This is a genomic window from Corallococcus terminator (genome assembly GCF_049194865.1).
Classification (GTDB): domain Bacteria; phylum Myxococcota; class Myxococcia; order Myxococcales; family Myxococcaceae; genus Myxococcus; species Myxococcus terminator_A.
This window is the reverse complement of the sequence record NZ_JBLZWL010000033.1, coordinates 1-24,998: the sequence shown is the minus strand read 5'-3', so window position 1 is coordinate 24,998 and position 24,998 is coordinate 1. Positions and strand designations below refer to the sequence as shown.

Here is a 24,998-nt window from a genome sequence, read left to right as displayed (position 1 = left end):
GAGGCCGTGGAGTCCTTCCGCGCGTCCTACCTGGAGTGGCCGCACCGCCCCGAAGGCACGTCGCTCCAGGTGGAGTGGCTTCGAGGAAGCAACAGGAGCGGATTGGACACACAAGCGGTTGCCAAGGGATTGAACCAGTAGAGACACCCGCCACGCACCATCCTCGCCACGTCCTGCAAGCCAAGCCCCGGAGTGAGATAGTCTTCACTCCCAGAAACTGACTCCGGGGGTGACAACGTGGCGGAAACCTATCGTGTCGCGAAGCTTCCCATCCGACTGCGCGGCTACGTGGAGCCGGACACCACCGCGCAGTTCGAGGGATACGTCGAGCCGGGTACGTACTTCGTCCTGGACGAGCGCCCCGGCTTCCCGACGCCTGACACCGACTACGTGCGCCTGGAAGTCCCCACGCTCGGCGCGCTGGACACCTGGATTTGCGTGCGCTGGCGCACCCAGCGCTACGCGACCCTCGTTCAGCAAGAGAAGCCGCCTCCGGCCGTCAGGCTGCCCTTCGACGACGAGCCCCTGGCCATCCGCGAGGAGCGACTCGTCACGCTCCTCGGCGGGCTGCGCGGCTTCCGGTACGACTTGGACCGGGCCTACTACCCGTGGCCCCTGCCGGGCATTCGCGTCCCCCTGGCCCCGCCTCAGTTCAACAACTGCTGCACCTTCGTGGAGGCCCTCACGGTGAAGGCCTTCGCCGACGCACATGGGGACAGCTTCACCTGGGACTCCCGCCGACACCGGCAGATGATGATTGCCTCCACGGAGGACTACTTCTCTCCCGTCACCGCCGCCGTCGAGAGCGGCATGGCCATTCCCGCGCCCTCCCCCGACGTGCCGCCGCATCCGTGGACGCTCATCCAGGGCTGGCGCAACCAGTGGCGCTCCGGCCACACCTTCCTCGTCGTGGACCACCACCCCGCGACGGACAAGGTGCTGGTCCTGGAGTCCAACTCCGCAAACGGGCTCGACGGCGTCGGCTACCGGGGCATCGGCAACCTGAGAACCCTCGGCATCCAGCCTCCCGCCAATTGGTGGATGCTGCCTGACGTGTGGACGTGGCGCAGGCTCTGCTCGACCTACCTGTTCCGGCAACAGGCCTGGCTCAAGGTCAAGGACCGCTCGCTGTCGCGACTGTCACCCACGGCCCCCTGAAGTCCACGGGCGCGGCTCACCGCGCCTTTCGAGTCCTCAAACGAACCGCCGGCGCCGCAGGTCCAGCATCCACGCCTCCAGCGCATCCACAGCCGCCTGAGGAGGCTCCTCGGGCAACACGGAGGCCTCCAACGCGGCGTCGAGCACCTCGAAGGAGCGCGCCACCTCCGCGCGCCACTTCGCACTCAACGACTCGGGCAGCTCGGACTTCTCTCCGCGCCGCTTCTGCTCCACCAGTTCGTGGGCCTCCGCGAAGCCATGGGCGTCCAGCAGCTCGGTGACATCCGTCTCCACCTGGCCGGTGCGCAGCGCATGCGTCCCGGTGAGCGTGGTGCGCAGCACGTAGAGCAGCTTCTTCGCGGAGCGAAAGCCGCTCTTCTCCCACTCGCGGAGCTGGCCGTGGGCGAAGCCCCGGTAGTGCCTGTGCACACGACGCGACAGCACGCCGCGCACCAGCGGCTGAAGCCCCTCCAGCTCCGGGGATACCCGCACCGGAATGGCCCCCAGCAGGCGCTCCAGGTAGTTGCCATTGCCTTGCAACAGTCCCTGGAGCACGGGCTGGAGTTCGTTGGACGAGTAGTCCACCTCCACGCCATCCACCACCTGGAGGCGCTCGGCATTGAGCTGGCGGGGCTGAAGGCCCAGCAGCAGGGCCGTGGGCGCGATGTGGATGGACTTCAGGTCCAAATCGCTGTCCGGCGAGGGAAAGCCATACGCATGCGCACCCGACAGGGACACCACCAGGTGCTCCCGCTTCGCGGACTCCTCGTCGAGCACGCGGTCCGCCACCGTCCGCTCCTGCTCCGTCATCGTGCCCTTCATTCCGAATCCCTCCACTCCGTCTCCGGGGCCTCGGGCGCATCACGCCCCAGCGGTCCGGGGGTCTTCGTCACCCAACGCCGCGCCACCTCGTCCCCCACGCGCCGCAACAGCCGGTCCGCGCGCACGTAGTCTGGATGCTCCGGCAAGCGACTCTCCTGGCGTGCCGCCTCCAGCTCCGGCGCCATCGCCTCCGCGTCCCGCAGCACCTCTTCGAGCGGCACGCGCCCCGCCTTGATGTCCAGCAGTCGCGACTTCAGCGCCCCCGTCGCCTCGAAGACAGGCTCGCCCTGGCGCAGCCAGCCCGTGGCGGTGGCAATCAACCGCAGCAGGTTGTACGCGTTCTTCGGCCGCAGCTCCCGCGCGGACGGCGGACGCTGGCCCCCGCCTCGCGCATAGACCGTCAGCGCCGCGAAGTCGTTCGCCGCCAACAGCCCCTGGTCCCACAGCGAGCGATAGAGCTGCTTCACATACGTCTTCGCCGCCAGCAGCGCATCCTGCTGCGTGGGAGCTTCGCGCGGAGACACCTCGGACAGCCGCCGCGCCACCTCGTCCAGGTTCGGCGCCGGCTCCTCGCACAGCCACTCCAGCAACAGGTCCCTGTGCTCGGCCAACCGCTGACTGCGCGTGAGCTTGTCCAGCTGACTCATGGCGTAGCGCCCGAAGCTGCCGAAGATGGCCTGCGAGACGAACGCCTCGCGCTCCGCGAGGAACCACTCGCCCAGCTCGTCCGACGCCCGGGCCCCCGGGACGAACAGCATCTCCAGCGTGTTCGGGTCCGCCCGCAGCGCCTGCTCCACCGTCTTGCGCGTCTCCCAGTAGGTGCTGCTGCCATCGGCGCTCACCAGGTCCATGGGCGCCTCCACCAGGCCGAAGGTCCACGAGAGCGGCAGCGCGAAGATGCCGCGCACATCCACGTCGGACTGCGCGTTCGCCAGGCCCCAGGCATGACTGCCCACGCGCGTCTCCAGCACCACGCAGGGCACCAGGGACTGCCACGCCGCCTCGCGACGCCGCGCGAACTGGACCTGTCCCGGACGCCGAGGCACCAGCTCCTCGCGCGCGAACCACACCTCGCCCACGCCGACAATCTGGATGTCCAGCCCGCCATCCCGGGCCCGCACCACGCGCCCCACCACGCCCTGGGGGATGCGCCGCCCACCCGACGCCAGTCGCTCCACGCGCGTCGTCACCTCGGTGCCGTGCGGCAGGGGCACCGACAACCGGTCCACCTGCTCCAGCCCTCGGATGCGCGAAGTCCCCGAGCGGGGAGGATCCGTTGGAGAGTTGCTCATGCGGGCGCCCCGATGCTCTCACGAAGACGGGACAGCAGCCTGCGCGCCGCGTCCAGCTCCGCCCGACAGCGGTCCAGGCGCTCCGCCATATCCGCCACGTCGCCCGCGTCCGCGCGCAGCTCGATGTCCCGGCACTGCATCTCCAGCGCTGTCGCGCCGAACCACGCGGCGTTGGACTTGAGGGTGTGCGCGGCCCGGCTGAGGTCATCCAGCAGCCCTTGCCGCAGCGCCGTGTACGCGTCGTCGAGCAGCGCCGGCATGCTGTGCAGGGCGGTGTCGATGAGCTCCGGGAGGATGTTCACCGCCTGGGCGCCCAGCTCCCGCCACAGGCGCGCGAGCGCGGCGGGCTGCAGTCCAGGAATGCGCGCCGCCACCGGGACGAGGTCCTCGTCGAGCGGCACCTCCATGAGCGAGCCACGCTCCGGCCGCGAGCGCATGCCTCCCTGCGGACGCGGTGTCTGACAGCGCACCAGCGCGGCGGTCAGCGCCTCCACGCGGATGGGCTTGGCGAGGAAGTCATCCATCCCCGCCTCGAAACACTGCTCCCGGTCCGAATCCATCGCGTTGGCGGTCATCGCGATGACCCACGGCTGCACGTTGGGCGGCAGCTCCCGACGCAGCCGACGCGTGGCCTCCAGGCCATCCATCTCCGGCATCTGCAGGTCCATGAGCACCACGTCGAACCGCTGACGCATCGCCCACTCGAGCGCCTCCCGTCCGTTGGACGCCGCCTGCACCGGGTAGCCCAACCGGTCCAACATCAGGCTGGCCAGCCGCTGATTGGTGGGGTTGTCCTCCACCAGCAGGATGCGCAACGGAACGCGGTCTCCCGGACGGTCCCTGGGAACGGGCGCTCCGGAGGGAGCGGACTCCGCGCGGACTCGGGCCACGTCCCGCGAGAAGCAGGACATCAACGAGTCATGGAGCTGGGAGGCCTTCATCGGGCGGGAGATCACCCCGGAGAAGAGGCCCGGCGGTGGCACCGCGCGACGACCGGGCGAGGTCAGCAGCAACAATGGAAGCGAGCGGAGGTCGTCTCGCTCCCGGATGCGCGCCGCGAGCGTGGGCCCGTCCAGCCCCGGCATCTGGTGGTCGATGAGCGCGACGTCGAAGGTGACGCCGGGCTGGAGCTTCGCCAGCGCCTCCATCCCCGAGCCCGCCTCCACCGGCACCGCGCCCCAGGACTGGAGCTGCCGTCCCAGGAGCCGCCGGTTGATGGCGTTGTCGTCGACGATGAGCACGCGACGACCCTGCAGCAGCGGCTGGTCCGCGCGCAGATATCCCGCCGTCGTCTGCGGCGCGGCCTGCACGGTGAGCGCGAAGTGGAACGTGGCGCCCCGCCCCACCACGCCCTCGCTCTCCACCCAGATGCGCCCGCCCATCGCCTCCACCAGGCGCTTGGAGATGGCGAGCCCCAGGCCCGTCCCTCCGAACTTGCGCGTCACCGAGACGTCGAGCTGGTTGAAGGGCTGGAAGAGCCCCTTCTGCTTGTCCGCGGCAATGCCGGGCCCCGTGTCCTGCACGGAGAAGGTGAGCTCCCAGGGCGAGTCTGGAGCCTCGGTGCGGCGCGCGCCATCCACGGCGACGACGGCGCCTCCGACTTCAGTGAACTTGAGCGCGTTGCCCACCAGGTTGAGCAGCACCTGACGCAGCCGCGAGGCATCACCCATCACCACCTGCGGCACCTGCGGCGAGATGTCCGCGCCCAGGTCCAGCCCCTTCTCGCTGGCGCGCACCGCGAGCAGGTCCAGCACCGACTCCACGCACTGGCGCAGGTCGAACGGGTGCCGGTCCGTCTCGAACCGGCCCGCTTCAATCTTGGAGAAGTCCAGCACGTCGTTGAGCAGGGTGAGCAACGCCTCGCTGCTCTGACGGATGGTGGAGATGAACTCCCGCTGCTCCCCCGTCAGGTGCGTGTCCAGCATCAGCCCCGTCATGCCGATGATGGCGTTCATCGGCGTGCGAATCTCGTGGCTCATCGTCGCCAGGAACAGGCTCTTGGCCTGATTGGCGGACTCCGCCGCCTGGCGCGCGCGCTGGAGGTCGGTGATGTCGTGGTAGATGGCGATGAAGCCCAGCTGCCGGCCTCCCACCGACACCGGCAAGGCCAACAGCTCCACGTCGACGATGGTGTGGTCCTTGCGAAGCCGGCGGGTGACGGAGTGCACGCGGCCTCGCTGCGTCACGTCCCGCTGCGCCTTCTTCGCCTCGGGAAGGACGGTCTCCTCCGTGGCGACCAGGTCGAAGATGTGCTTGCCCAGCGCCTCCTGCGGCGTGTAGCCGAAGAGCCGCTCGGCGGCGGGGTTCCACGACAGGACGATGAACTGGCGGGTGATGGTGACGATGGCCACCGGGCTGTTGCGCACCACCGCCTCGAAGAACTCCTTCTGCTGGCGGATGGAGGCTTCCACCTCCAGGCTGCCGCGCATGTCCTGGAGCTGGAGCACCCAGCCCAGCGGCGTGCCCCGCTCATCCACCTGGGTCAGCGTCTGCACGCGCAGGTAGTAGGCAGGCCCCGAGCTTCCCGGGCGCTGGCCCGCCAGCTCCGTCTCATGCGGCGTGTCGGGCGAGCCCCGCGTGTCCGGGGGACGCCAGCCCGACAACAGCCGCGTCACCGCCATGCCCACCAGCTCCGCGCGAGGTCCGAAGATGCGCTCCGCGGCGCGGTTGACCTCCTGGATGAGCTGCGTGGCGTCGAGCACGAGCACCGCGTCGCGCGCGTGCTCGAAGACGGTGGAATGTGCTCTGGACGCCAGGTCGGACACAGTTCCCCCTCCCGCCGCGAGTGTAGGTCAGCTCAGTCCCCCGTCACTATTTAGGGGCGCACGAACAGAAGAGGGACTCCACCATTCCCGGAAGAGGGCTGGTGGCCCGGCCCCTTCCTTTGCGTGTTCCGGGTCCTCCCAGGGTGAACCCGGCCAGTCCTGACGACACCACCTTCGCGGCCCGGCACACCCGCCCTGGACGGACGCGCGGGCCCGCACCCATCCGGCCCGTGTCAGCGGCTGGTCCACCACGCCTTGAACTCGCTCCAGGAGATCTTCCCCGTGCGGTCCGTGTCGACGATGTCGACGGCGATCTCCAGCTCCTCGTCGGTGACGTTCTGCCCGAGCGCCTCCAGCAGTCGCGCGAACTCGGCGCGCTCGATGGAGCCGGTGCGGTTGCGGTCATAGCGCTGGAAGATGTCGAGCAGCTCGTTGCCGGAGCTGGTCAGCTCGTCCACCGCCGCGTGCGCGGGCGCCAGGGGCTGGATGCCCGCGGACGAGGTCTCCACCTCCTCGACGAAAGGCGAGCCCGTGGCCGGGCGCTCATCCCAGGCGACGGCGATGACCTCCGCGAACGGTGGTGCCTCGGGCGTCTTCTGGGAGACCGCGCGCCGGGGGGACTGGGGCGGCGGCGCCTTGCTCGTGGGCTTCCTCGCGACACTCGCACGCGCTGACGTCGTCTTCGCGGCGCTCTTGCGTGTCGCGCCCTTCTTCGCCGGGGCCTTTCGCGCCGCGCCCTTCTTCGCGGCGCTCTTGCGCGTCGCGCTCGTCTTCGCCGGGGCCTTTCGCGCCGCGCCCTTCTTCGCGGCACTCTTGCGAGTCGCGCTCTTCTTCACCGGGGCCTTCCGTGCCGCGCCCTTCTTCGTCGCGGTCTTCTTCGGGGTGGAGGCGCGCCGGGATGACTTCTTCGCAGCACTGGACTTGCGTTTCTTCGTCGCCATGGGTGACTCCTCCTGGGCGGCGCGCATCGTAGCGCTCTCCTGGTGCGGGTCGGCAGCCCCCTGAGTGCAGGTGCTCTCGCGCCCGCCATCACGCCCGGCTGGCTGGCGGTGAGGGGATGGCCCGCATGAGGCGCTTGGAGCCCGACGAGGTGCCGGGCCTGGGTCTGCCTGCCTGGTCTCCCACCCGTCGACGTGCCGCCAGGTCTTTTGGCACCCGGCCGCTTTTGCTCACTTCGCGTCCAGGGACTGCCCTCGGAGACGGGGCATTCTTGACTCACCCACTCCGGCGTCCCCTTGATACCCTGGAACCCTGGCAGACAAACTGTTAGCAGGCCGAGCGTCGGCCCCCCTGACTGCTCCCGGGGATATCGCGGTAGCAAGAGGGCCCCGCCAGATGTTCACATGCCGTCGCGCGCTGCGAGCAGGGCCGCACCGCGCTCATCCCGTGACACCCGCCCGAGCCCCAGAAGGACTTCCGCCTCTGAATGAATGACTCGCTAGAGACCCTCCTCGCCGACGGAATCATCGAGGCCGTCATTGGCCAGTTGAAGACCGGTAAGGAAGCGGAGGTGTGGCTGGTCCAGCACGCCGGGCAGGTGGTCGCAGCCAAGTTGTACAAGGAGCGCCACGAGCGGAACTTCCGCAACAACGTGGGCTATCGGGAGGGGCGCGAGGTGCGCAACTCCCGGACGCGTCGCGCCATGGAGAAGGGCAGCCGTTTCGGACAGGCCGCCTCCGAGGAGGCGTGGAAGAGCGCCGAGGCCGACTCGCTCTACAAGCTGCATGGCCAGGGCGTGCGCGTGCCGACGCCGGTGATGTTCTACGAAGGCATCCTGCTGATGGAGCTGGTGGTCGACGCGCAGGGCCAACCCGCGCCTCGGCTGGTGGAGGCGCCCCCGGCGACGCCCGAGGAAGCGCAGGCGATGTACGTGGACATCCGGTCCCAGGTGGTCAGCATGCTGTGCGCCGACCTCATCCACGGGGACCTGTCGCCCTACAACATCCTGATGGGCTACGCCGGGCCCACCATCATCGACTTTCCGCAGACCATCGCCGCCGCGCGCAACAACCGCGCGGAGTTCTACTTCCGGCGTGACCTGGACAACGTGCGCGAGTTCCTCGCGGGCACCGCGCCCTGGTTGTACGGCGCCTCCGGTGACACGGGGGAGATCTGGGCGGCGTACGGGAAGCGTGAGCTGACGGTGGATTTCGTCCCGTCCGGGAACTCCCGCGACTCGCAGCGTCGCGCGGGGCGGGGTGCCGGACGCCCGGACGCGCGCATGGAGGGTGGCAACCGACGCCCAGACTTCCAGCCGCAGCCGGTGGAAGTGCTGCCCGAGCCGCCCAAGGCTCCCATGACGCCCGAGGAGGCCGAAGAGGCCGAGCTGCGCGAATTGGAGGCCCTGGTGCTTCGCCAGGGAGGTGGCGAGCGGAGCAGGCCTCCGGCGTCCCCGCCGCAGCGAGGTGGACGTCGCGGACCGGGTCGTTCGCCGCCGCGCTCCGGAAACAACCGCCCCAGTGCTCCGGCCTCCGCGCCGCGAAGCGGTGGTGCGAGCGCCGCGCGTCCGCCCCAGGGTGGAGCGCAGGCGAGTGGACCGCGCTCCGGTGCGGGTGAGCCGCGCAATGGAAGCCCGCGTCCACCGCAAGGTGAGCCGCGTGGGGGGCCTCGCACGCCGCAGGTCGAGCAACGTGGGAGTCCGCGTTCGCCGCAGGTCGAGCAGCGTGGGGGCCCGCGTTCGTCTCAGGTCGAGCAGCGTGGGAGCCCGCGTTCGCCGCAGGTCGAGCAGCGTGGAAGCCCGCGTTCGCCGCAGGTCGAGCAGCGTGGAAGCCCGCGTTCGCCGCAGGTCGAGCAGCGTGGAAGCCCGCGTTCGCCGCAGGTCGAGCAGCGTGGGGAGCTGCGTTCGTCTCAGGTCGAGCAGCGCAATGGCGCGGGTCCTCGCGCCTCGGGCGATTCGCGCAATGGTGGCCCACGTGCCGCGCAGGGCGAGCCACGTAACGGTGCGATGGGTCGTACCTCGGGAGAATCGCGCGGCGGATACCCGCGTGGCGCGGATGATTCGAGCAATGGTGCCTCACGTGCCCAAGGGGACGAGCAGAGCACCAGTGGCGTTCCGCGCACCTCGGGCGGTGCTCGTAACAGTCGCCTTCGCACCTCGGATGATTCGCGCAATGGCGGCACGCGCGCGCATGTCGGTGAGCAGCTCACCGGCGGCTCGCACCTCACAGAGGATTCACGCAGCAACGGCCCACGCGCATCGGATGACTCGCGCAACGCCAATCCTCGTGCGCGTGGCGGTGAGCAGCGCAACAGTGGCACTCGTGCATCAGACGATTCGCGTAACAGCGGCGCGCGCGCTTCGGATGATTCACGCAACAGTGGCACGCGTGCATCAGACGATTCGCGCAACAGTGGCACGCGCGCTTCGGATGATTCACGCAACAGTGGCACGCGTGCATCAGACGACTCGCGCAACAGTGGCTCGCGCGCCTCGGGGAACGCTCGCAACGGTAGTCCCCGCGGACGTCGCGGCGAGCAGCATGCCGACGCCTCGCCGTCGGCTCCAGAACAGCAGTACAACGGGACGCCTCGTGACCAGTCCAGTGAGGACTCCTCGCGCCCTGGCTCGGGAGAGCAGCGCCGGGGCAATCCCCGCGTCGCGCAGGGCGAGCAGCGCAAGGCGGGCCCTCGCGCCGCCCCGGGTGACTCGCGCAACGGCCCCCGCTCCGCACAGGGTGACTCGCGCAACGGCACGCCTCGCGCTCCGCATGAGCAGTTCTCCGAGCCGAACGGACGTCATGGCAACGAGGTCCGGGCTGGCGGTGAGAATCCCTTCCCCGGCAACGAACAGCGCGGCGGAAATCGAGGCAGGGGCTCCAAACCCGTCGTGGAGACCCGCTCCGCGAATAACGCGCCCGACAGCACGCCACGCGAGCCTCGGCAGAACAGCCCCCGCCAGCAGCGCTCCCCTCCGAATCGGGGTGGTGGCACCCGCGCACCTCGCGGTGGTCCCCAGGTGAGCTACGTCGCCCGCTCCAACAACCCCTCGGACTCGGGCCCGACTGAAACGGGCTCCTGAGCCCCCGTCGATTCCCAGGCCCGGTGAGCAGTTCACGTCACCGGGCCCCAAACCCGACCCGTGGGCCCGGCTCACCCCACGCGAACGACGACCTTCCCGAAGTGCGCGCCGCTCTTGAGGTGATGGAACGCCGCCACCGCCTCATCAAAGGCGAAGACGCGGTCCACCACGGGACGCACCATGTGTTGCGAGAAGGCGCGCAGCAGCGCCTCGAAGCCCTGGCGATGTCCCACCAGGATTCCCTGCACCCGCAGGTTCTGCATCAGGATGGACGTCAGCGGCACCGCGCCCGCCGCGCCACTCAGCACGCCGATGACGGACACCGTGCCCCCGGGCCGCACCGCGCGCAGTGACTTCTCGAACGTCCCCGCGCCACCCACCTCCACGACGTGGTCCACACCCACGTTCCCCGTGAGCGCCCGCGCCGCCTTGTCCCAGTCCGGAGCCTTCACGTAGTTGATGACGTCGTGCGCCCCCAACGCCCGCGCCCGCTCCAGTTTGTCGTCCCGGCTGGAGGTGATGATGACTCGCGCGCCCATCAACTTCGCGATCTGCAACGCGAAGATGGAGACGCCACCCGTCCCCTGGAGCAGCACCACGTCTCCTGCCTTCAACGCGCCGTAGGTCACCAGCGCGCTCCAGGCCGTGAGCGCCGCGCACGGCAGCGTGGCCGCCTCCTCATCCGACAGGTACGCGGGCGTCAGCACCACGCCATCCTCGTGCAGCACCATCGTGTCGCCCAGCGCTCCATCCAGCGGACCACCCAGCGTGTTCTGTTGCACCGTGCGCGTCGGCTCGCCCGATGGCCACGCCTGCGAGAAGAGCCCCACCACCCGGTCTCCCGGCTTCACACGCGTGACGCCCTGCCCCACCGCGTCCACCACACCCGCGCCGTCCGAGTTGGGAATCAGCGGCAGCTTCTGCCTCGGGTTGTAGCGCCCCTCCACCATCATCAGGTCGCGGTAGTTGAGGCTCGTCGCCTTCACCCGCACCCGCACCTGGAACGGGCCCGGCGTGGGGTCCGGTCGCTCACCCAGCACCAGCTTGTCCAACCCGAAGCCGTCTCGAATCTCATAGGCACGCATGGGTCGCGTTCTACCGCGCCCACATCCCGGAGTGGGAGTCGCGCTCGTACAGGGAGCACGCCTACACTCCTCGCCTCACCGTGCACGCCCTCCTCCTCACCTGCGCACTGCTGGCCTCCGCGCCCGGCCCTCGTTTTCCCCAGGGCACCGCGCGGATGGAGGTCGGCCCCGCGCCGCACGGGCTCCCCGATTGGAGCGTCCAGCGCTGCGCCGAGTGTCACGCGCCCCAGGTGGAGGCCTGGAAGCACAGCGGCCATGCCACGGCTCGCACGGACGATGTCTTCCAGGTCGCCATCACCGAGGACCGGCCCGCCTGGTGCGTCCAATGTCATGCCCCGCTCGCACGCAACCTCGAGCGAGGCGCGCTCCCCGCCGACAGTCCGCCCGAGGAGCACGGCGTCACCTGCGCGGGCTGCCACGCCCCACTCGGTGACGCGAAGGCCACGCCCGCGATGCCCTGCGCGGGCTGTCACCAGTTCGGCTTCCCCGTGCTCCAGGGCGACGGCCAGCGCGTCCGGCTTTCCGACACCCAGTGGCAACAGGACACCGTGGGCGAATGGAGCCGGTGGCGCAAACAGACGGGCGACACGCGCCACTGCACCAGTTGCCACATGCCGCGCGGCAACCATGGCCTGGGAGGCACCCGTCGCACCGAGTCCCTCAAGGCCGCGCTCGTCGTGGAGGCCGTGGACGGCGCGCTCCTGCTCTCCACGCGCGATGTGGGCCACGCCTTCCCCTCCGGTGACGTCATGCGCTGGGTCAGCGTGGAGGTCTCCGACCATCCCCTCTTCGAGTCCTCGCGCACCGTGGCCACGCTGGGCCGACGTCTGGAAGTGCGCCCCTGGCCTCCCGAGACGCTGCCGCACCTGGGCGCCGTCGAGGACACGCGGCTGCTCCCGGGCACGCCTCGCCGCATCCGACTGCCTGCTGGCGCGCGCTATGCCCGCGTCGTCTACCACCTGGTGGCCCAAGAGCAGGAAGACTCGGGACTCTATCCTCCGGGCCTCTCGCAGCTCGTGCTGTGGGCCGCGCCCCTTCCGTCACCCCGCAAGCCCGTGGAGCGCAAGCCATGATTCTCCTGTCGCTCATCCTCGCCGCCGCGCCTCCCGTCCTCCTGGAGCCCGACGCGGGCACCGCCCACCGCCTGCATCCGCGCCGCGTGACGGCGTCCTCGTTCCTGGAGAACGGCTGGAACAAGCACGCCCAGAACTATCTCCCCCTCTACGTCGCCGACGATGACCCGGCCACCGCCTGGGTCGAGGGCGCCAAGGGGACCGGCGTGGGCGAGGCGATTGAGTGGTGGGGCCCGGAGCTGACGCGCGCGAAGTCCTTCCGCGTGTTCCTGCGCAACGGCTATCAGAAGACGGAGAAGCTCTACCGGGCCAACGCCCGGCCCAAGGGCGTGAAGCTGGAGCCGCTCGTCCAGGGCGAGACGGGGCCGCGGACGACGGGCACCGCCGTGGAGGTGGAGCTGAAGGACGTGCTCGGCTGGCAGGAAGTCCGCCTGCCCGTGCCCGCCAAGGTCCAGGGCGTGCGGCTCACCCTCGCCTCCACCTATCCCGGCGCGTCGTACGACGACACCTGCCTGAGCGACCTGCGCGTGTACGTGGAGGGCGAGGACCCCTACAAGGCGGAGATGGAGACGGCCGCCTTCGAGCAGGTGCGCTCCTACGCGTATGAGCGGAAGCTGGCCGCCGCGCGCAACGACACGCAGGCAAAGCTGGAGTGGGCGGCGAACTACGACTCCGAGGACCTCTTCATCCAGAAGAACACCGAGGAGCAGCAGGATTTCATCTACCAGTTGGAGCGCACCCCCACGAAGTGGCTGACCGCGGTGCCGGAGAAGAAGGCCTGGAGCGCGCAGCTCGCCCGCGCGAAGGCGGTGGCGGCCCTGTTCGACCGCGCCGACCTCAACCGGAGCGGCAACGATTCGGAGGCTCGCGCGGGGTGGGTTCGCGTGAAGCCCGCGCAGTTGCGTCCCCAGAGGGCGGCCGCGAACTCGGCCCTGTCCTTCATGGAGGACCCCGGGCTCGTGCGCGTCGCCGGACTGCTGCACCTGGCGGACGCGGCCTTCTTCGAAGCCGATGCGACCCAGGTCCAGATGCGCGCGAAGATCTCCAGCACCCGCAAGTCGGAGGCCCGCGCGCTCGCCGCGTGCTTCAAGCAGTGCGAGGCGGACAACCAGGGAGCGAAGCCCTCAAAAGACGATTCGGTCACCCCCTGTGAATACATGTGCATGGGCTCCGAGGAAGGGAACCTGAGCACCCGGAGCGAGCAGCTCACGCACCAGCTCACCGGCGGCGAGTTCGTCCAGGGCTCGCTCGCGAAACCCACCGCCTTCCTGCGCGGGCTCAGCGAGGAGAACGGCAACCGCGAGTCGTGGATCAACTTCCGCCAGACGCTCGTCACCTACTCGGGCGACAAGGCCGACGCGGTGCTCATCATCGGAAACAAGAGACTGGAGGATGGTGACGACCCCATCTACCTGCACGTGCTCGACTGGCGCGAGTCCAAGGGCAAGGCGAGGCTGAGCACCATCACCACCTTCATCATCGGCATGGAGTCGGTGCGCGTCCTGCGCTACGTGGCCCCCACCAGCGCCTGAGCTTCCAGTCGCGCCACGGCCTGCCGGGCGGTGAGGATGACGAAGGGCAGCTCCCGACGGTCCGCCATCGACAACACGCGCTTGTCCTTGCTCACCAGCCACGCGGCCCCGGCCCGGGCAGCCAGGAGGAGGAACTTCTGGTCGTCCCGGTCCTTGCACCGAGGCAGCTCCAGCGAAGGCCCCGACGCGTCCAACGGGAGCAGCTTCACGCTTGCCCGGTAGCGCTCCAGGGCCGTCTTGCGGCCCTCCATGTTCCGCCCCGGCAGGAAGTGGCGCGACGCCAGCACGTAGCCCAGCTCCGCCAGCGTCGCGTCCTCCGCCCAGGCCACCAGGGTTCCCGCCGCCAGCGCGGTGTGGAGCACGCGCAGCGCGGGGTCCTCGAAGACGTACAGGTCCAGGACGACGTTGGTGTCGAGCACCACGGGGAGCGGAGGGGCCATTGGGGACATTCAGGTTCCTGGAGGCCGAGGTATAATCTTCCGGCACTGAGTGAGGGGTGATGGAACTACAGCTTTTGAAGTGTCCCGGCTGCGGCGCGAAGCTCCCGCCCCCGTCCTCGCCGAATGGCATCCTCACCTGTGACTACTGCGGTGCCATGGTTTCCGCGAAGGGCGCGGCCATCTGGCCCAAGCCCGCTCGCCCCACCGACGACCCGCCTTTCGCGCCGGACCGGCCCCGCGTCACCGTGGCGAACACGCGCTACGTGCTGCTCGGCCGCCTGGGCCGGGGCGACGGCAGTGATGTGTTCCTCGCGCGCCGCGACTCGCGCATCACCGAGCTGGTGGTGCTCAAGGTGGCTCGCGCCCTCGTCGACAAGGACCTGCTCGCCCACGAGTACGAGGTGATGGAGGACCTGCAGCGCACCAACGCCCAGGGCGCCGAGCACTTCACCCGCCTGCTCCCCCAGCCCGTGGCGCGGGGCACCGTGAAGGACCCGGAGGGCATCGCCCGCGCGGCGCTGGTGTACCGCTGGACGAGTGGTTTCCAACACACCTTCTCCGAGCTGCGCGAGGTGTACCCCGACGGCGTCGACCCACGCGCCGCGGTGTGGATGTGGAAGCGCGCGCTGGAGCTCTTGGGTTTCGTGCATCGCGCGGGCTACACCCACGGCGCGGTGCTGCCGCCCCACCTGCTCGTCCACCCCAGGGACCACGGGTTGATGCTTATCGGCTGGTCCAGCGCCGGGAAGATTCGCAACCTTCAGTCCCTCGTCGCCACCAGCGCGTCGCACCGGGACTTCTATTTCGATGCGATGTGGGACGGGAAAGGCGTGCCCACTCCGGCGTCGGACGTGGCGATGTGCGCGCGCTCCATCGCCTGGGTGCTCGGTGGAGACCCGGCGACGGGCTCGGTGCCGTCGCACGTGCCGGCGCCCCTGGCGGAGCTGCTGCGCGCGCAGCACACAACCGCTGGAGGGAGCGGCCTGGAAGTCGATGCGTGGAGCGTGAAGGAGCAGGTGTCCGCCGCCGCGCAGGAGGCCTTCGGTCCCCCGAAATACGTTCCCTTCACCCTGCCTGGGTGGCGTTGAGCGCGGCCTGTCCGCGCGTGGAAGGAGAGTCGAGCCATGGGTTACGGGAGCTACAGCCACGCGGCACACGCGGCCTTCACCCGGGCGCGTGAGGAAGTCCCCCGCCAGCGGGTCTTCAAGCAGGAGCGCTGTCATCCGCTGATGGACCCGCACGGCGTGAAGTGGCGGGAGAGTCGCGACAGCGAAGCGCATTCCAAGTCGCTGGGCATCGTCTTCGCCCTCGACGTCACCGGCTCCATGGGCTCCATCCCCGAGCTGCTCGCCCGACGCCGGCTGCCCGACTTCATGAAGTCGCTGATGGACGTGGGCATCCCCGACCCGCAGGTCCTCTTCATGGCGGTGGGCGACGCGAACAGCGACCACGCTCCGCTCCAGGTGGGCCAGTTCGAGTCCTCCGAGCGGCAGATGGACCAGTGGTTGACGTCCAGCTACCTGGAAGGCGGCGGCGGCACACCCGGCACCGAGTCCTACGAGCTGGGCATGTACTTCGCCGCGCGCCACACGGACCTGGACTGCTGGCGCAAGCGCAAGCACCGGGGCTATTTCTTCATGACGGGCGACGAGCGCCCCTACGGGTACGTCTCCCGCAAGCAGGTGGCCTCCCTCATCGGCGACACGCTGGACGAGGACCTGCCCGTCCGACAGGTGGTGGAGGAGCTCCAGGTCGGCTTCGAGCCGTTCTTCCTCATCCCCGACCTCGCTCGACGCCGTAGCTGCGAGCGCGACTGGCGGGAGCTGCTCGGGGACCGTGTCATCTGCATGGAGGACTCCGCCGACACCGTAGATGTAGCGGCCAGTCTCGTGGGCCTGTGCGAGGGCGCGATTCCGGACCTGGACGCGCTGGCCCGACATCTGGAAAAGGGTGGGCTGGAGCGCTCCCGGCGCGGCGCCGTCATCCGCGCGCTCACGTCCTTCGCGGCGACGCTGGGGAGAGACGGGACGCCGCAGCCTCGGCTGGAAGATGAGCCGCTGCCCACGAACGACTACAACTCCGGCCATCGGCGCATCCCCGGTCCCCGGCGAAGCCCTCTCGACGAGCGATGAAGGCGCCCCGCGCGGCCCACGTCGTCGTCGACCTCGGCTTCGGCGACGCGGGCAAGGGCACGCTCACGGACTGGCTGGTGCGGCGGCACGACGCGCGCCTCGTCGTGCGCTTCAACGGAGGCGCGCAGGCGGGCCACAACGTCGTCACCGATGACGGCCGGCACCACACCTTCTCGCAGCTCGGCGCGGGCACCTTTGTCCCTGGAGTGGCCACGCACCTGGCGCACTCCACCGTCTTCCATCCGCTGGCCCTTCATGTGGAAGCCCAGTACCTCGCGGACAGCGGTGTGCCGGACGGCCTGGCGCGCGTGACGGTGAGCGAGCGCGCCCGCGTCATCACCCCGTTCCATCAAGCAGTCGGCCGGCTGCGCGAGCTGGGCCGGGGCGAGAATCGACATGGCACCTGCGGCGTGGGCGTGGGCGAGACGGTGCGCGACGCGCTCGCTCATCCGGAGGCCACCGTCCTCGCAGGAGACCTGTGTCGGCCGGCGGTCCTGCTGAGAAAGGCTCGCGCAGCGCAGGAGCGACTCCGCGCGGAGGCCGCCGATTTGCGGCAGTCCACCCCGGGCCATCCCGACGCCGCGCGGGAGAGGCTCCGCGCGGAGTTTGCCGACGTGCGACTCGCCGCCCTGGGCCATCCCGACGCCGCGCCGGAGCTGGCGTTGCTGGAGGACTCCGACATTCCAGCGCGCTGGGTGGAGGCCGTGCGCGTCATCCGTCCCGAGCAGCGAGTGGTGGGCGACGACTGGCTCGGGGACCGGCTGCGCCAGGGCCACACCGTCTTCGAGGGCGCGCAGGGTGTCCTCCTGGACGAGTGGCGCGGCTTCCATCCCCACACCACCTGGAGCACCTGCACCTTCGACCCGGCCCTGGCGCTGCTGCGCGAGCAGGGCTTCGACGGTGACGTGCACCGCCTCGGCGTGCTTCGCGCCTACGCCACGCGCCACGGCGAGGGGCCCTTTCCCTCCGAAGAGCCGTCGCTCGCGCCCTCCGTGCCCGAGCCCCACAACACCGCCGAGGGCTGGCAGGGCGGCTTCCGCGTGGGCGCCTTCGATGCGGTCCTCGGACGCTATGCGCTCGAGGTCTGCGGCGGCGTGGACTCGCTCGCCGTGACGCATGTGGACAGACTCACCCCGCACTGGTCCGTGTGCTCCGCGTACCACGCACCTCCAGGCGCCCAGGACCACGAGGCGCTCGTCGTGCGCGACGGGGACGGGCGCATCACCGCGCTGCGGCCCGGTGGGGCCCAGGACCTCGCCTGGCAGGCACGACTCACCAGGGCGCTCGCCCGCTGTGCACCCGAGCGGACGACGTTGGCGCTGGGAGATACCACCGACACACGGACGCAGCGCTTCATCGCCTGGGTGGAGACGACCCTGGGCGTGCGCGTCTCGGTGACCTCCCAGGGCCCCAGGGCTCGGGACAAGCGCGCTCGGGGCTGACGACGGCGCGCCGTCCGGGCTAGCTTCGGGACGCCGCGAGTACCTTCGCGGTGTCTCCACCGAGGGGGTCGAGCGACCATGGGTTACGGGAGTTACAGCCACAAGGCACATGAGGCGATGACGCGGGCTCGCAGCGAGCTGCCGCCTCAGGAAGTGTTCAAGCAGCGCGCCTGCCATCCCCAGATGGACCCCCTGGGGGTGAAGTTCCGCGAGAGCCGCGACAGCGAGGCGCATCCGAACTCGCTCGCCGTCGTCATGGCGCTCGACGTGACGGGCTCCATGGGCAACATCCCCGAAATCCTCGCGCGCCAGACGTTCCCCTCGTTCATGAAGGACCTGATGGAGGCGGGCATCCCCGACCCGCAGGTGCTCTTCATGGCGGTGGGTGACGCGTTCTTCGACCGCGCCCCGCTCCAGGTCGGCCAGTTCGAGTCCTCCGAGAATCAGCTGGACCAGTGGCTCACCTGGATGTTCCTGGAGCGCGGCGGCGGCTCGAACCCCGGCGAGTCGTACGAGCTGGGCATGTACTTCGCCGCCGAGCACACCTCGATGGACTGCTTCGAGAAGCGCGGGAAGAAAGGCTACTTCTTCATGACGGGTGACGAGCCCGCCCTGGACAAGGTGTCCATGGCCCAGGCGAAGGGCCTCATCGGCGACTCCCTCGACAAGGACATGCCCATCGCCCAGGCCGTCCAACGGCTGGAGCGCACGTTCCACCCGTTCTTCCTCATCCCGGACCAGCGGCGCCGGGGCTACTGCGAGGCCTACTGGCGCAACGTCATGGGGGACAGGGTCATCTGCATGGACGACCCGGTGGACACCTGCGACGTGGCCGCCGCGCTGGTGGCCCTCACCGAGCGCGCCGTCCCCCACCTCGACGCCGTGGCGAAGCGGCTGCGGGACGGAGGCAAGTCTCCCGAGCGGGTGAAGGGCATCCTCCGGGCCCTGGAGCCCTGGGCCCAGAAGCTGAAGGCCCTGAAGTAGGATGGACAGTGTCGGCCGAGGCTCTTTCCCACGGAGCCTCGCGCCGTGATACCCCGAAGCCGTGAGTGAATCTTTCGACCGGCTCGGACTGTCCAAGGCCACCCTCGGCGCACTGCGCCGGGTGCGCTTCACGCAGCCCACTCCCATTCAATCCCAGGCGATTCCCCCTGCACTCTCGGGCAAGGACATCATCGGCTGCGCGGCCACCGGCACGGGCAAGACGGCCGCCTATGTGCTCCCCCTGGTGGAGCGCTTCCACAGCAAGAAGGGCACGCTCGGCCTGGTGCTCGCGCCCACCCGCGAGCTCATCCAGCAGATCGCCGAGCCCGTGCAGGTCTTCGCCGAGGCCCGTGGCCTGACGCACGCCGTGGTCATCGGCGGCGAGGACATGGGGGCCCAGGTGGAGGCGCTCAAGGCCCATCCCACCTTCGTGCTCGCCACGCCTGGCCGGCTGGTGGACCTGCTGGAGAACGGGATGGTGGACTTCAGCAAGCTGGAGGCCCTCGTCCTCGACGAGGCGGACCGGATGCTCGACATGGGCTTCCTCCCGCAGCTCGAGCGCATCTTCGAGGCCCTGCCCCGCAAGCGGCAGACGCTGCTGTTCTCCGCGACGCTCGGGCCGGATGTGACTCGCTTCGCTCGCGAGATGCTGTACCGGCCGGTGCGCGTGGAGGTGACTCGCAGCGGCACTCCCGCCGAGCGGGCCGAGCAGCGACTCTACGTCGTCAAGCCGGAGGAGAAGTCCGCGCTGCTGCTGACGCTGCTGGCGGAGGACGAGGCCACCGCGCTCATCTTCACCAAGACGAAGGAGCGGGCGGACAAGGTGCTGCGCCTCCTCCAGCGCGTGGGCCACAAGAGCGCGGTGCTGCACGCGGACCGGACGCAGAACCAGCGTCGCCAGGCGATGGAGGGCTTCCGCAAGGGGACGTACCGGTGCCTCGTCGCCACGGACATCGCCGCGCGCGGCCTGGACGTGGAGGACGTGGGACAGGTCATCAACTACGACCTGCCCCACTCCCCCGAGGACTACGTGCACCGTATCGGCCGCACCGCGCGCGCACAGGCCAGCGGCGTGGCCTCCACCTTCGCCACGTCCAAGGACAAGGCCGTCGTCGCGCAAATCGAGCGCGTCATGCGCGGACAGATTCCGCGCGTGCAGGTGCCTCGCGAGGACCCCGTGTTCCAGGAGGCGTGGGCCGCGTTCGTTGCCTCGCAGAAGGACCCGGGCCCCGCGCAGCAGGAAGAGGCGGCGCCCCAGCGCGAGCAGGGACAGCCCGGGGGACGCCACGCCCGGACCCATCGCAAGAAGCGCTGACCCGCGCCAAGAGAGCCCGGGACGACTCGCTCCCTCAGGGTGACGCGGGGCGCTCCCGGGCCAGCTCCGCGCGGAAGAAGGCGCTGCCCTTGGCGAGCTGCGCCATGTAGCCGCGCACGTCCTCGCGCGCCTCGTCGGACAGCTTCGCGAAGGGAATCACGTGCATGTCCGGCACGTAGCGGAACGTCAGGTTGATGCGCCGCGTGCGGAAGTCCGGCAGCTTCGGCGCCAGGTCATGCCCGTCGCGCGTGTCCACGCGCTGCACCCGGTGGAATGTCTCGTCCTTCCACCGCGTCCCGCCGAACAGCTCCAGCGAGCCGTCATCCAGCCACTGCTCCAGCACCACCGCGTCGCGCTCGCCGGGCCGCGAGGACGTGACGAACTGGATGAGCGCGCGCTCCCCGAAGGACAGCGAGGCCACCGGCCCCGGCTCGAAGTCCTTGTGCTCACCCACCCGCGCCGTGTCCACCCAGCGGTCCTCTTCCAGACGGCTGCCGTAGAAGTTCACCAGACAGGTGTTGAGGTGCCAGTCCTTGGGCATGTCCGGGCCCCGGAACATGCGCCTCGCCAGCGCCTCGATTTTGTCCACCTGCCGCTGGAGCACCGCCGGGAAGGGCTCCGCCTTCACGCACCGGTTCAGCAGGCCCTTCGGCGGGCGGTAGTAGTCCAGGCACGCGAACTGCCAGTTCCCCAGCCAGTACACCGGCCGCAGGAGGCGCCGCTGCTGCTGCCCCGGCGGGGGCGGGAAGTGCTTGGAGTAGCGCTCCTCCCAGAGGGGGTGGAGCTCCCCGAGCCAGCTCAGGATGTCCATCCGGTCCACGGCGGACAGGAAGCTCGCGTTGTAGTGGTGACCCGGAGTGCGCTGGCGGGCCTTGTCGGCCAGCGAGGGGCCACGGCGGGGGGGAAGGGCCATGGGCGCCCCCGTGCTACCACACCCGCCCTTTCCGGAGCGGCTCTTGCGCAATCCGAACACCCCGGGTGTTGGTAGGGAGGCCGGAACGCGAAACCACCATGTCCGAAGACCGCCTCCACTCGCTGTACCGCACCTATGGGCCCGCCCTGTATGCCCGCTGCCGACAGATTCTGGGCGACGACGCCGCCGCGGCGGACGCGGCCCAGGAGACCTTCCTTCGCCTGCATCGCCAGTTGGACCGCGCCCCCGATGCCCAACATGCCCTCGCGTGGATCTACCGCGTGGCCACCAACTACTGCCTCAATCAGGCCCGGGACAGGCGCCGCCGCGCCGTGCCCGTCGGTGACCTGCCGGACACCCCCGGCGTCGATGCCGAGCGCCTCCTGGAGAACAGGGACCTGGCTCGCCGCCTCATCTCCACCGCTCCCCCCAAGGTGGCCGAGGTCGCCTGGCTTCACCTCGCCGATGGGATGACCCAGGACGAGGTGGCCCAGGTGCTCGGAATCTCCCGTCGCACCGTCGTCAACCGGCTCGCAGACTTCCACCGGCACGCCCACGCGCTCGCCGGGAGGCCCCCCTCATGATGAACGCCGCCCCCTCCCACGTCTCCAGCCTCAAGCTGGATGCCCTCGCGATGGACGCGCTCTCCCCCCAGGAGCGCGATGCCACCCAGGCCCACCTGGACGCCTGTCTCACCTGTCGCACCCGCGCCGAGGAGCTGGCCTCCCACCGCCGGCACTTCACCGCCTACGTGCTCCCCCGCGCTGACCGGCTGCCCACGCGCGTGTCACCCTGGGGGCCTCGCTGGCGGTGGTGGGCCCCCGCACTGGCCCTCTCCTCGGCCGTGGTGCTGCTGCTCGTGCTCGTCGCGGTGCCCCGGCCCGAGGAGCCCCAGTTCGCCCTCAAGGGAGGCGCGGCGCTCCAGCTCTTCGCGCACCGCGGCGAGCGCACCTGGAAGGTGGAGGAGGGCGAGGCGCTGGCCCCTGGCGACCAGGTGCGCTTCGTCGTGGAAGGCCTGGGGTTGCCCTACGTGCTGGTGGTGTCTGTGGATGGGGCAGGACAGGTGAGCACCTACTTCCCCTTTGGCGGCACCGAGAGTGGCCTGTTGCCCTCGCGCGGACTGCCGCTGGAGATTCCGGGGAGCGTGGTGCTCGACAACGCCCCGGGGCCCGAGCGAGTGTTTGCCCTGTTCTCTCGCAAGCCCTTGTCCTTCGAGTTGGTGGCTCCCGCCCTGCGTGAGCTGTCGGCCGGAGGGGCCGACGTCATCCGGGACCGCACGCGGTTGCCGGTTCCCGCGGGGGCGCAGGCCTCCTTCCTCTTCGAGAAGACCCAGCCGTGATGACCTCCATCCGCTGCCTCCTCCTCGCCCTGCTGCTCTGCGCCACCTCGCCCGCCGTGGCGGGAACCCGGCGCGTCGCGGTGCTGGTGGGCCACAACGTGGGCAGCGGTGAGCGGCCTCCGTTGCGCTACGCCGAGGCCGACGCCGTCAAGCTCGCCGGAGTCCTCTCCGAATTGGGAGACGTGCCGGACGCGGATCTCATCGTCCTGCAGGGCCAGGACCTGACCACGGTGCGGGCCGCGCTGGACGCGGCGGCGAAGAAGGTGGACTCGCTGCGCGACACGCCGGACACGCGGGTGGTGTTGCTCTTCTATTTCTCCGGGCACTCGGATGGCGTGGCCCTGGAGCTGGGCACGGAGCGCTTGCTGTATGCGGACCTGCGGCGGTGGCTGGACGCGACGCGAGCGGATGTGCGGCTCGCCATCGTCGACAGTTGCCGCAGCGGCGCGCTGCTGCGCTTCAAGGGTGGACGTCCGGGCCCTTCGTTCGAGCTGCGGTTGACGGACGAGGTGCACAGCACCGGCCATGCGCTGCTCACCTCCAGCGCGGAGGACGAGCTGGCGTTGGAGTCTCGCGAGGTGGGCGGCTCGCTCTTCACGCACCATCTGGTGTCTGGATTGCGCGGGGCGGCGGATGCCTCCGGTGACGGCCTGGTGACGCTGGCGGAGGCGTATCAGTACGCGTATGCGCATACCGTCTCCGCCACGGCGGACGTGCTGACGGGCGCGCAGCACCCCGCGTATGACTACCGGCTGACGGGCAAGGGCGAGCTCATCCTCACGCAGCTTCCCAGTCCGGGCACGGCGCTGGAGCTGCCGTCCGACTTCGAGCGCGCGTTGCTGCTGCGCCCCGGCCGGGGACAGGTGCTCGCGGAGCTGGGGCCGGGCGCCGTGCCTCGGCTCGCGGTGCCGCCCGGGGACTACGAACTGCGGGCGTGGCGCGCGGGCAAGCAACACCAGGGCACCTTGCGCGCGCCGGCGGGACAGGTCCTCAAGGTGAGGTGGGAGGACCTGCGGCCGGTGGCACCCGCGTCCAGCGTGGGCGGCACGAAGGGAGGCTCGGAGTCCGTGGTCCGGACCACCGTGTCGGCGTCGCCCGAGGAGTGGAGCTGGCCAGGGTCACCGTCGGAAGCATCGGTGAGGCCCGCACGGGGGACGACACCCGCCAAGAACGAGCCCCCGGAGGAGCCTCGGCCCTGGGCGGCGGCCACCATGCGACAGGCCGCGGAGGAGGCGGCGGCGATGGCCTTGTTGCCACCACGACCGACTCCGGAGCCCATCGCGGCGAACGCTCTGGAGCTCGAGGTCGAGAAGCCGGTGCTGGAGAGAGCCCTGCCTCCGCCGCCGCTGCCCATGCCTCGCCCGGCGAACCTGCCCGGGCAGCGTGAGCTGAGCCTGTCGGTGGGCGTGCGCGGCTCGGCGCTGGAGCAGGGAGGCGCGTTGCTCGCGTTCCGGCTGGAAACCGCCAGGACGGAGGCGAGCGGAATGACCTTCTCGCTCCAGATGGGCCAGGGCCCGCACAAAGAGGAGCGCGAGTTCATCACCGGGCTGGGCGTGGGCTACGCGTGGCGAAAGCGGGCCCGCATCGTGGAGTTCAGCGCGGGCGTCGAGGCGAGCTTGCAGCTCGTCGTGCAGTCGAAGTCCGGCAGTACGGGGTGGACCGTGGGGCCCGCTGTCGCGCCCCTGGCGTCCTTCGCCGTGTACGTGGTGCCGGAGGTGGCGCTGGCCATCGGCGGGCGGCTTCCCGTGGCCGTCCTTCGCGTGAACGACTTCTCCGAGGTGAAGTTCCTGCCCAGCGTGGAGCTGGGCGTGAGGACGCGCTTCTAACGGAGCGCTCGACGCTCAGCGTCCGTGGGAGATACCCGCGGACGAACCCTCCGAGGCACCGTGCACGGAGGCCGCTGACGCGGGCTTGGCCGAGGCGGCGGCGGACGGCACCGACTCGGACACAGGCAGGGCGGCCGACGCGGCGACAGGGACCGTCGTGTGCACCGCCGAATCGACAGCGGGCTTCGCTGCCTCGGCGACGGGCGCGGAGACGAGCTTCGCGGCCTCGGCAACCGGCGCGGCGGCGGGCTTGCTGGCCTCGGCAACTGGCGCGACGTTGGGCTTCACTGTCTCGGCAACTGGCGCGACGTTGGGCTTCACCGTCTCGGCAACGGGCGCGACGTTGGGCTTCACCGTCTCGGCAACGGGCGCGACGGCGGGCTTCGCAGCCTCGGCAACGGGCGCGACGGCGGGCTTCACCGTCTCGGCAACCGGCGCGACGCCCGCAGGCTTCACGACCTCGACCACCGGCGTGGGCTTCGCGCAGTTCGCCGCGAGCGCCGTCTCCACCACGGGCGCGGCGCTGGTGACAACGGCCACGGCGGGAGCCTGCGTCTCGGGAGGCAGCTGCCGGGCCGGCAGCACGAAGGGCGGCGGCACGGGGCAGTTCGTGCACGGCCCCCGCAGCGGAACCGACAGCCGCTGGCCGGCGCGCAGGAAGTTGTTCTTCATGCGGTTCGACTTGCGAATCATCGACACCGTCGAGCCGTACTTCAGCGCGATGCCGCCCAGCGTGTCACCGGAGCGCACGCGGTGCACCGTCACGTTGTGCTCGGGCTGCAACGACAGGAGCGGCTGCACCCGGCGCCCCAGCTCCTGCGCCCTCGGATTGTGGAAGCGCAGGTGGAAGTGGTCCCGGTGC

20 protein-coding genes are annotated in these 24,998 nt (G+C 70.2%); 12 read left to right on the top strand and 8 right to left on the bottom strand.

The annotated features are described in order from the left end of the window. The first annotated feature begins 237 nt into the window (after positions 1–237). Positions 238–1,158: a hypothetical protein gene (locus ACN469_RS13075; RefSeq protein WP_498767677.1), complete on the top strand. Its 921-nt coding sequence runs from the start codon at positions 238–240 to the stop codon at positions 1,156–1,158. A gap of 36 nt (positions 1,159–1,194) precedes the next feature. Here the strand turns inward: ACN469_RS13075 and ACN469_RS13070 are convergent, their stop codons facing one another. From ACN469_RS13070 to ACN469_RS13055, 4 genes are all read right to left on the bottom strand, one after another. Continuing rightward, positions 1,195–1,980: a nucleotidyltransferase domain-containing protein gene (locus tag ACN469_RS13070; protein ID WP_498767675.1), complete on the bottom strand. Its 786-nt coding sequence runs from the start codon at positions 1,978–1,980 to the stop codon at positions 1,195–1,197. Next, positions 1,977–3,272, bottom strand: coding sequence for a DNA polymerase beta superfamily protein (locus tag ACN469_RS13065; RefSeq protein ID WP_498767673.1), 1,296 nt, complete (start codon positions 3,270–3,272; stop codon positions 1,977–1,979). The genes ACN469_RS13070 and ACN469_RS13065 overlap by 4 nt, the downstream gene beginning before the upstream one ends. Beyond that, the gene (locus ACN469_RS13060; RefSeq protein ID WP_498767670.1) at positions 3,269–6,037 is read right to left on the bottom strand and encodes a PAS domain-containing hybrid sensor histidine kinase/response regulator; all 2,769 of its coding nucleotides are present in this window, start codon (positions 6,035–6,037) and stop codon (positions 3,269–3,271) included. The genes ACN469_RS13065 and ACN469_RS13060 overlap by 4 nt, the downstream gene beginning before the upstream one ends. A 233-nt stretch (positions 6,038–6,270) precedes the next feature. Further along, positions 6,271–6,978, bottom strand: a complete 708-nt coding sequence (locus tag ACN469_RS13055) for an EF-hand domain-containing protein (protein WP_498767668.1) — start codon at positions 6,976–6,978, stop codon at positions 6,271–6,273. 485 nt (positions 6,979–7,463) lie between these two features. Here ACN469_RS13055 and ACN469_RS13050 point away from each other — a divergent pair, with 485 nt between their 5' ends. Further along, entirely contained in the window at positions 7,464–10,055 is a 2,592-nt protein-coding gene (locus tag ACN469_RS13050; protein ID WP_498767666.1) for an RIO1 family regulatory kinase/ATPase domain-containing protein, read from the top strand. A gap of 71 nt (positions 10,056–10,126) precedes the next feature. Here ACN469_RS13050 and ACN469_RS13045 read toward each other — a convergent pair whose 3' ends face one another. Continuing rightward, complete coding sequence (locus ACN469_RS13045) at positions 10,127–11,140, bottom strand: zinc-dependent alcohol dehydrogenase family protein (RefSeq protein WP_498767664.1); 1,014 nt, start codon at positions 11,138–11,140, stop codon at positions 10,127–10,129. A gap of 80 nt (positions 11,141–11,220) precedes the next feature. On the opposite strand from ACN469_RS13045, the gene ACN469_RS13040 reads away from it, so the two are divergent. Further along, on the top strand, positions 11,221–12,213 hold the full coding sequence (locus ACN469_RS13040; RefSeq protein WP_498767662.1) for a multiheme c-type cytochrome: 993 nt from the start codon (positions 11,221–11,223) through the stop codon (positions 12,211–12,213). After that, positions 12,210–13,745: an NADase-type glycan-binding domain-containing protein gene (locus tag ACN469_RS13035; RefSeq protein ID WP_498767660.1), complete on the top strand. Its 1,536-nt coding sequence runs from the start codon at positions 12,210–12,212 to the stop codon at positions 13,743–13,745. The genes ACN469_RS13040 and ACN469_RS13035 overlap by 4 nt, the downstream gene beginning before the upstream one ends. On the opposite strand, the gene ACN469_RS13030 is transcribed toward ACN469_RS13035, so the two are convergent. Further along, positions 13,721–14,194: a PIN domain-containing protein gene (locus ACN469_RS13030; RefSeq protein ID WP_498767658.1), complete on the bottom strand. Its 474-nt coding sequence runs from the start codon at positions 14,192–14,194 to the stop codon at positions 13,721–13,723. The two genes, ACN469_RS13035 and ACN469_RS13030, sit on opposite strands and share 25 nt — an antisense overlap. A 50-nt stretch (positions 14,195–14,244) precedes the next feature. On the opposite strand from ACN469_RS13030, the gene ACN469_RS13025 reads away from it, so the two are divergent. The 5 genes from ACN469_RS13025 (at position 14,245) to ACN469_RS13005 (ending at position 20,058) form a co-directional block, all read left to right on the top strand. Then, on the top strand, positions 14,245–15,273 hold the full coding sequence (locus tag ACN469_RS13025; protein WP_498767656.1) for a protein kinase family protein: 1,029 nt from the start codon (positions 14,245–14,247) through the stop codon (positions 15,271–15,273). Between the two features lie 36 nt (positions 15,274–15,309). Further along, positions 15,310–16,317 carry a VWA domain-containing protein gene (locus ACN469_RS13020; protein WP_498767654.1) on the top strand — a complete coding sequence of 336 codons (1,008 nt, stop codon included), beginning with the start codon at positions 15,310–15,312 and terminating at the stop codon, positions 16,315–16,317. Further along, complete coding sequence (locus tag ACN469_RS13015) at positions 16,314–17,759, top strand: adenylosuccinate synthetase (protein ID WP_498767652.1); 1,446 nt, start codon at positions 16,314–16,316, stop codon at positions 17,757–17,759. The genes ACN469_RS13020 and ACN469_RS13015 overlap by 4 nt, the downstream gene beginning before the upstream one ends. A 78-nt stretch (positions 17,760–17,837) precedes the next feature. Then, positions 17,838–18,743 carry a VWA domain-containing protein gene (locus tag ACN469_RS13010; RefSeq protein WP_498767650.1) on the top strand — a complete coding sequence of 302 codons (906 nt, stop codon included), beginning with the start codon at positions 17,838–17,840 and terminating at the stop codon, positions 18,741–18,743. Positions 18,744–18,804: 61 nt separating this feature from the next. Continuing rightward, the gene (locus ACN469_RS13005) at positions 18,805–20,058 is read left to right on the top strand and encodes a DEAD/DEAH box helicase (protein ID WP_498767648.1); all 1,254 of its coding nucleotides are present in this window, start codon (positions 18,805–18,807) and stop codon (positions 20,056–20,058) included. Positions 20,059–20,092: 34 nt separating this feature from the next. Here the strand turns inward: ACN469_RS13005 and ACN469_RS13000 are convergent, their stop codons facing one another. Beyond that, positions 20,093–20,971: an alpha-ketoglutarate-dependent dioxygenase AlkB gene (locus ACN469_RS13000; protein WP_498767646.1), complete on the bottom strand. Its 879-nt coding sequence runs from the start codon at positions 20,969–20,971 to the stop codon at positions 20,093–20,095. Positions 20,972–21,069: 98 nt separating this feature from the next. Here ACN469_RS13000 and ACN469_RS12995 point away from each other — a divergent pair, with 98 nt between their 5' ends. From ACN469_RS12995 to ACN469_RS12985, 3 genes are read left to right on the top strand one after another with little or no spacing between them, the layout of a single operon-like run. After that, positions 21,070–21,555, top strand: coding sequence for an RNA polymerase sigma factor (locus ACN469_RS12995; protein WP_498767644.1), 486 nt, complete (start codon positions 21,070–21,072; stop codon positions 21,553–21,555). Further along, positions 21,552–22,310 carry a hypothetical protein gene (locus ACN469_RS12990; RefSeq protein ID WP_498767642.1) on the top strand — a complete coding sequence of 253 codons (759 nt, stop codon included), beginning with the start codon at positions 21,552–21,554 and terminating at the stop codon, positions 22,308–22,310. The genes ACN469_RS12995 and ACN469_RS12990 overlap by 4 nt, the downstream gene beginning before the upstream one ends. Then, the gene (locus tag ACN469_RS12985; protein WP_498767679.1) at positions 22,310–24,136 is read left to right on the top strand and encodes a caspase family protein; all 1,827 of its coding nucleotides are present in this window, start codon (positions 22,310–22,312) and stop codon (positions 24,134–24,136) included. The genes ACN469_RS12990 and ACN469_RS12985 overlap by 1 nt, the downstream gene beginning before the upstream one ends. Positions 24,137–24,151: 15 nt before the next feature. Here ACN469_RS12985 and ACN469_RS12980 read toward each other — a convergent pair. Further along, the coding region (locus tag ACN469_RS12980) for a LysM peptidoglycan-binding domain-containing protein (protein ID WP_498767640.1) at positions 24,152–24,998 on the bottom strand (847 nt) is incomplete at its 5' end.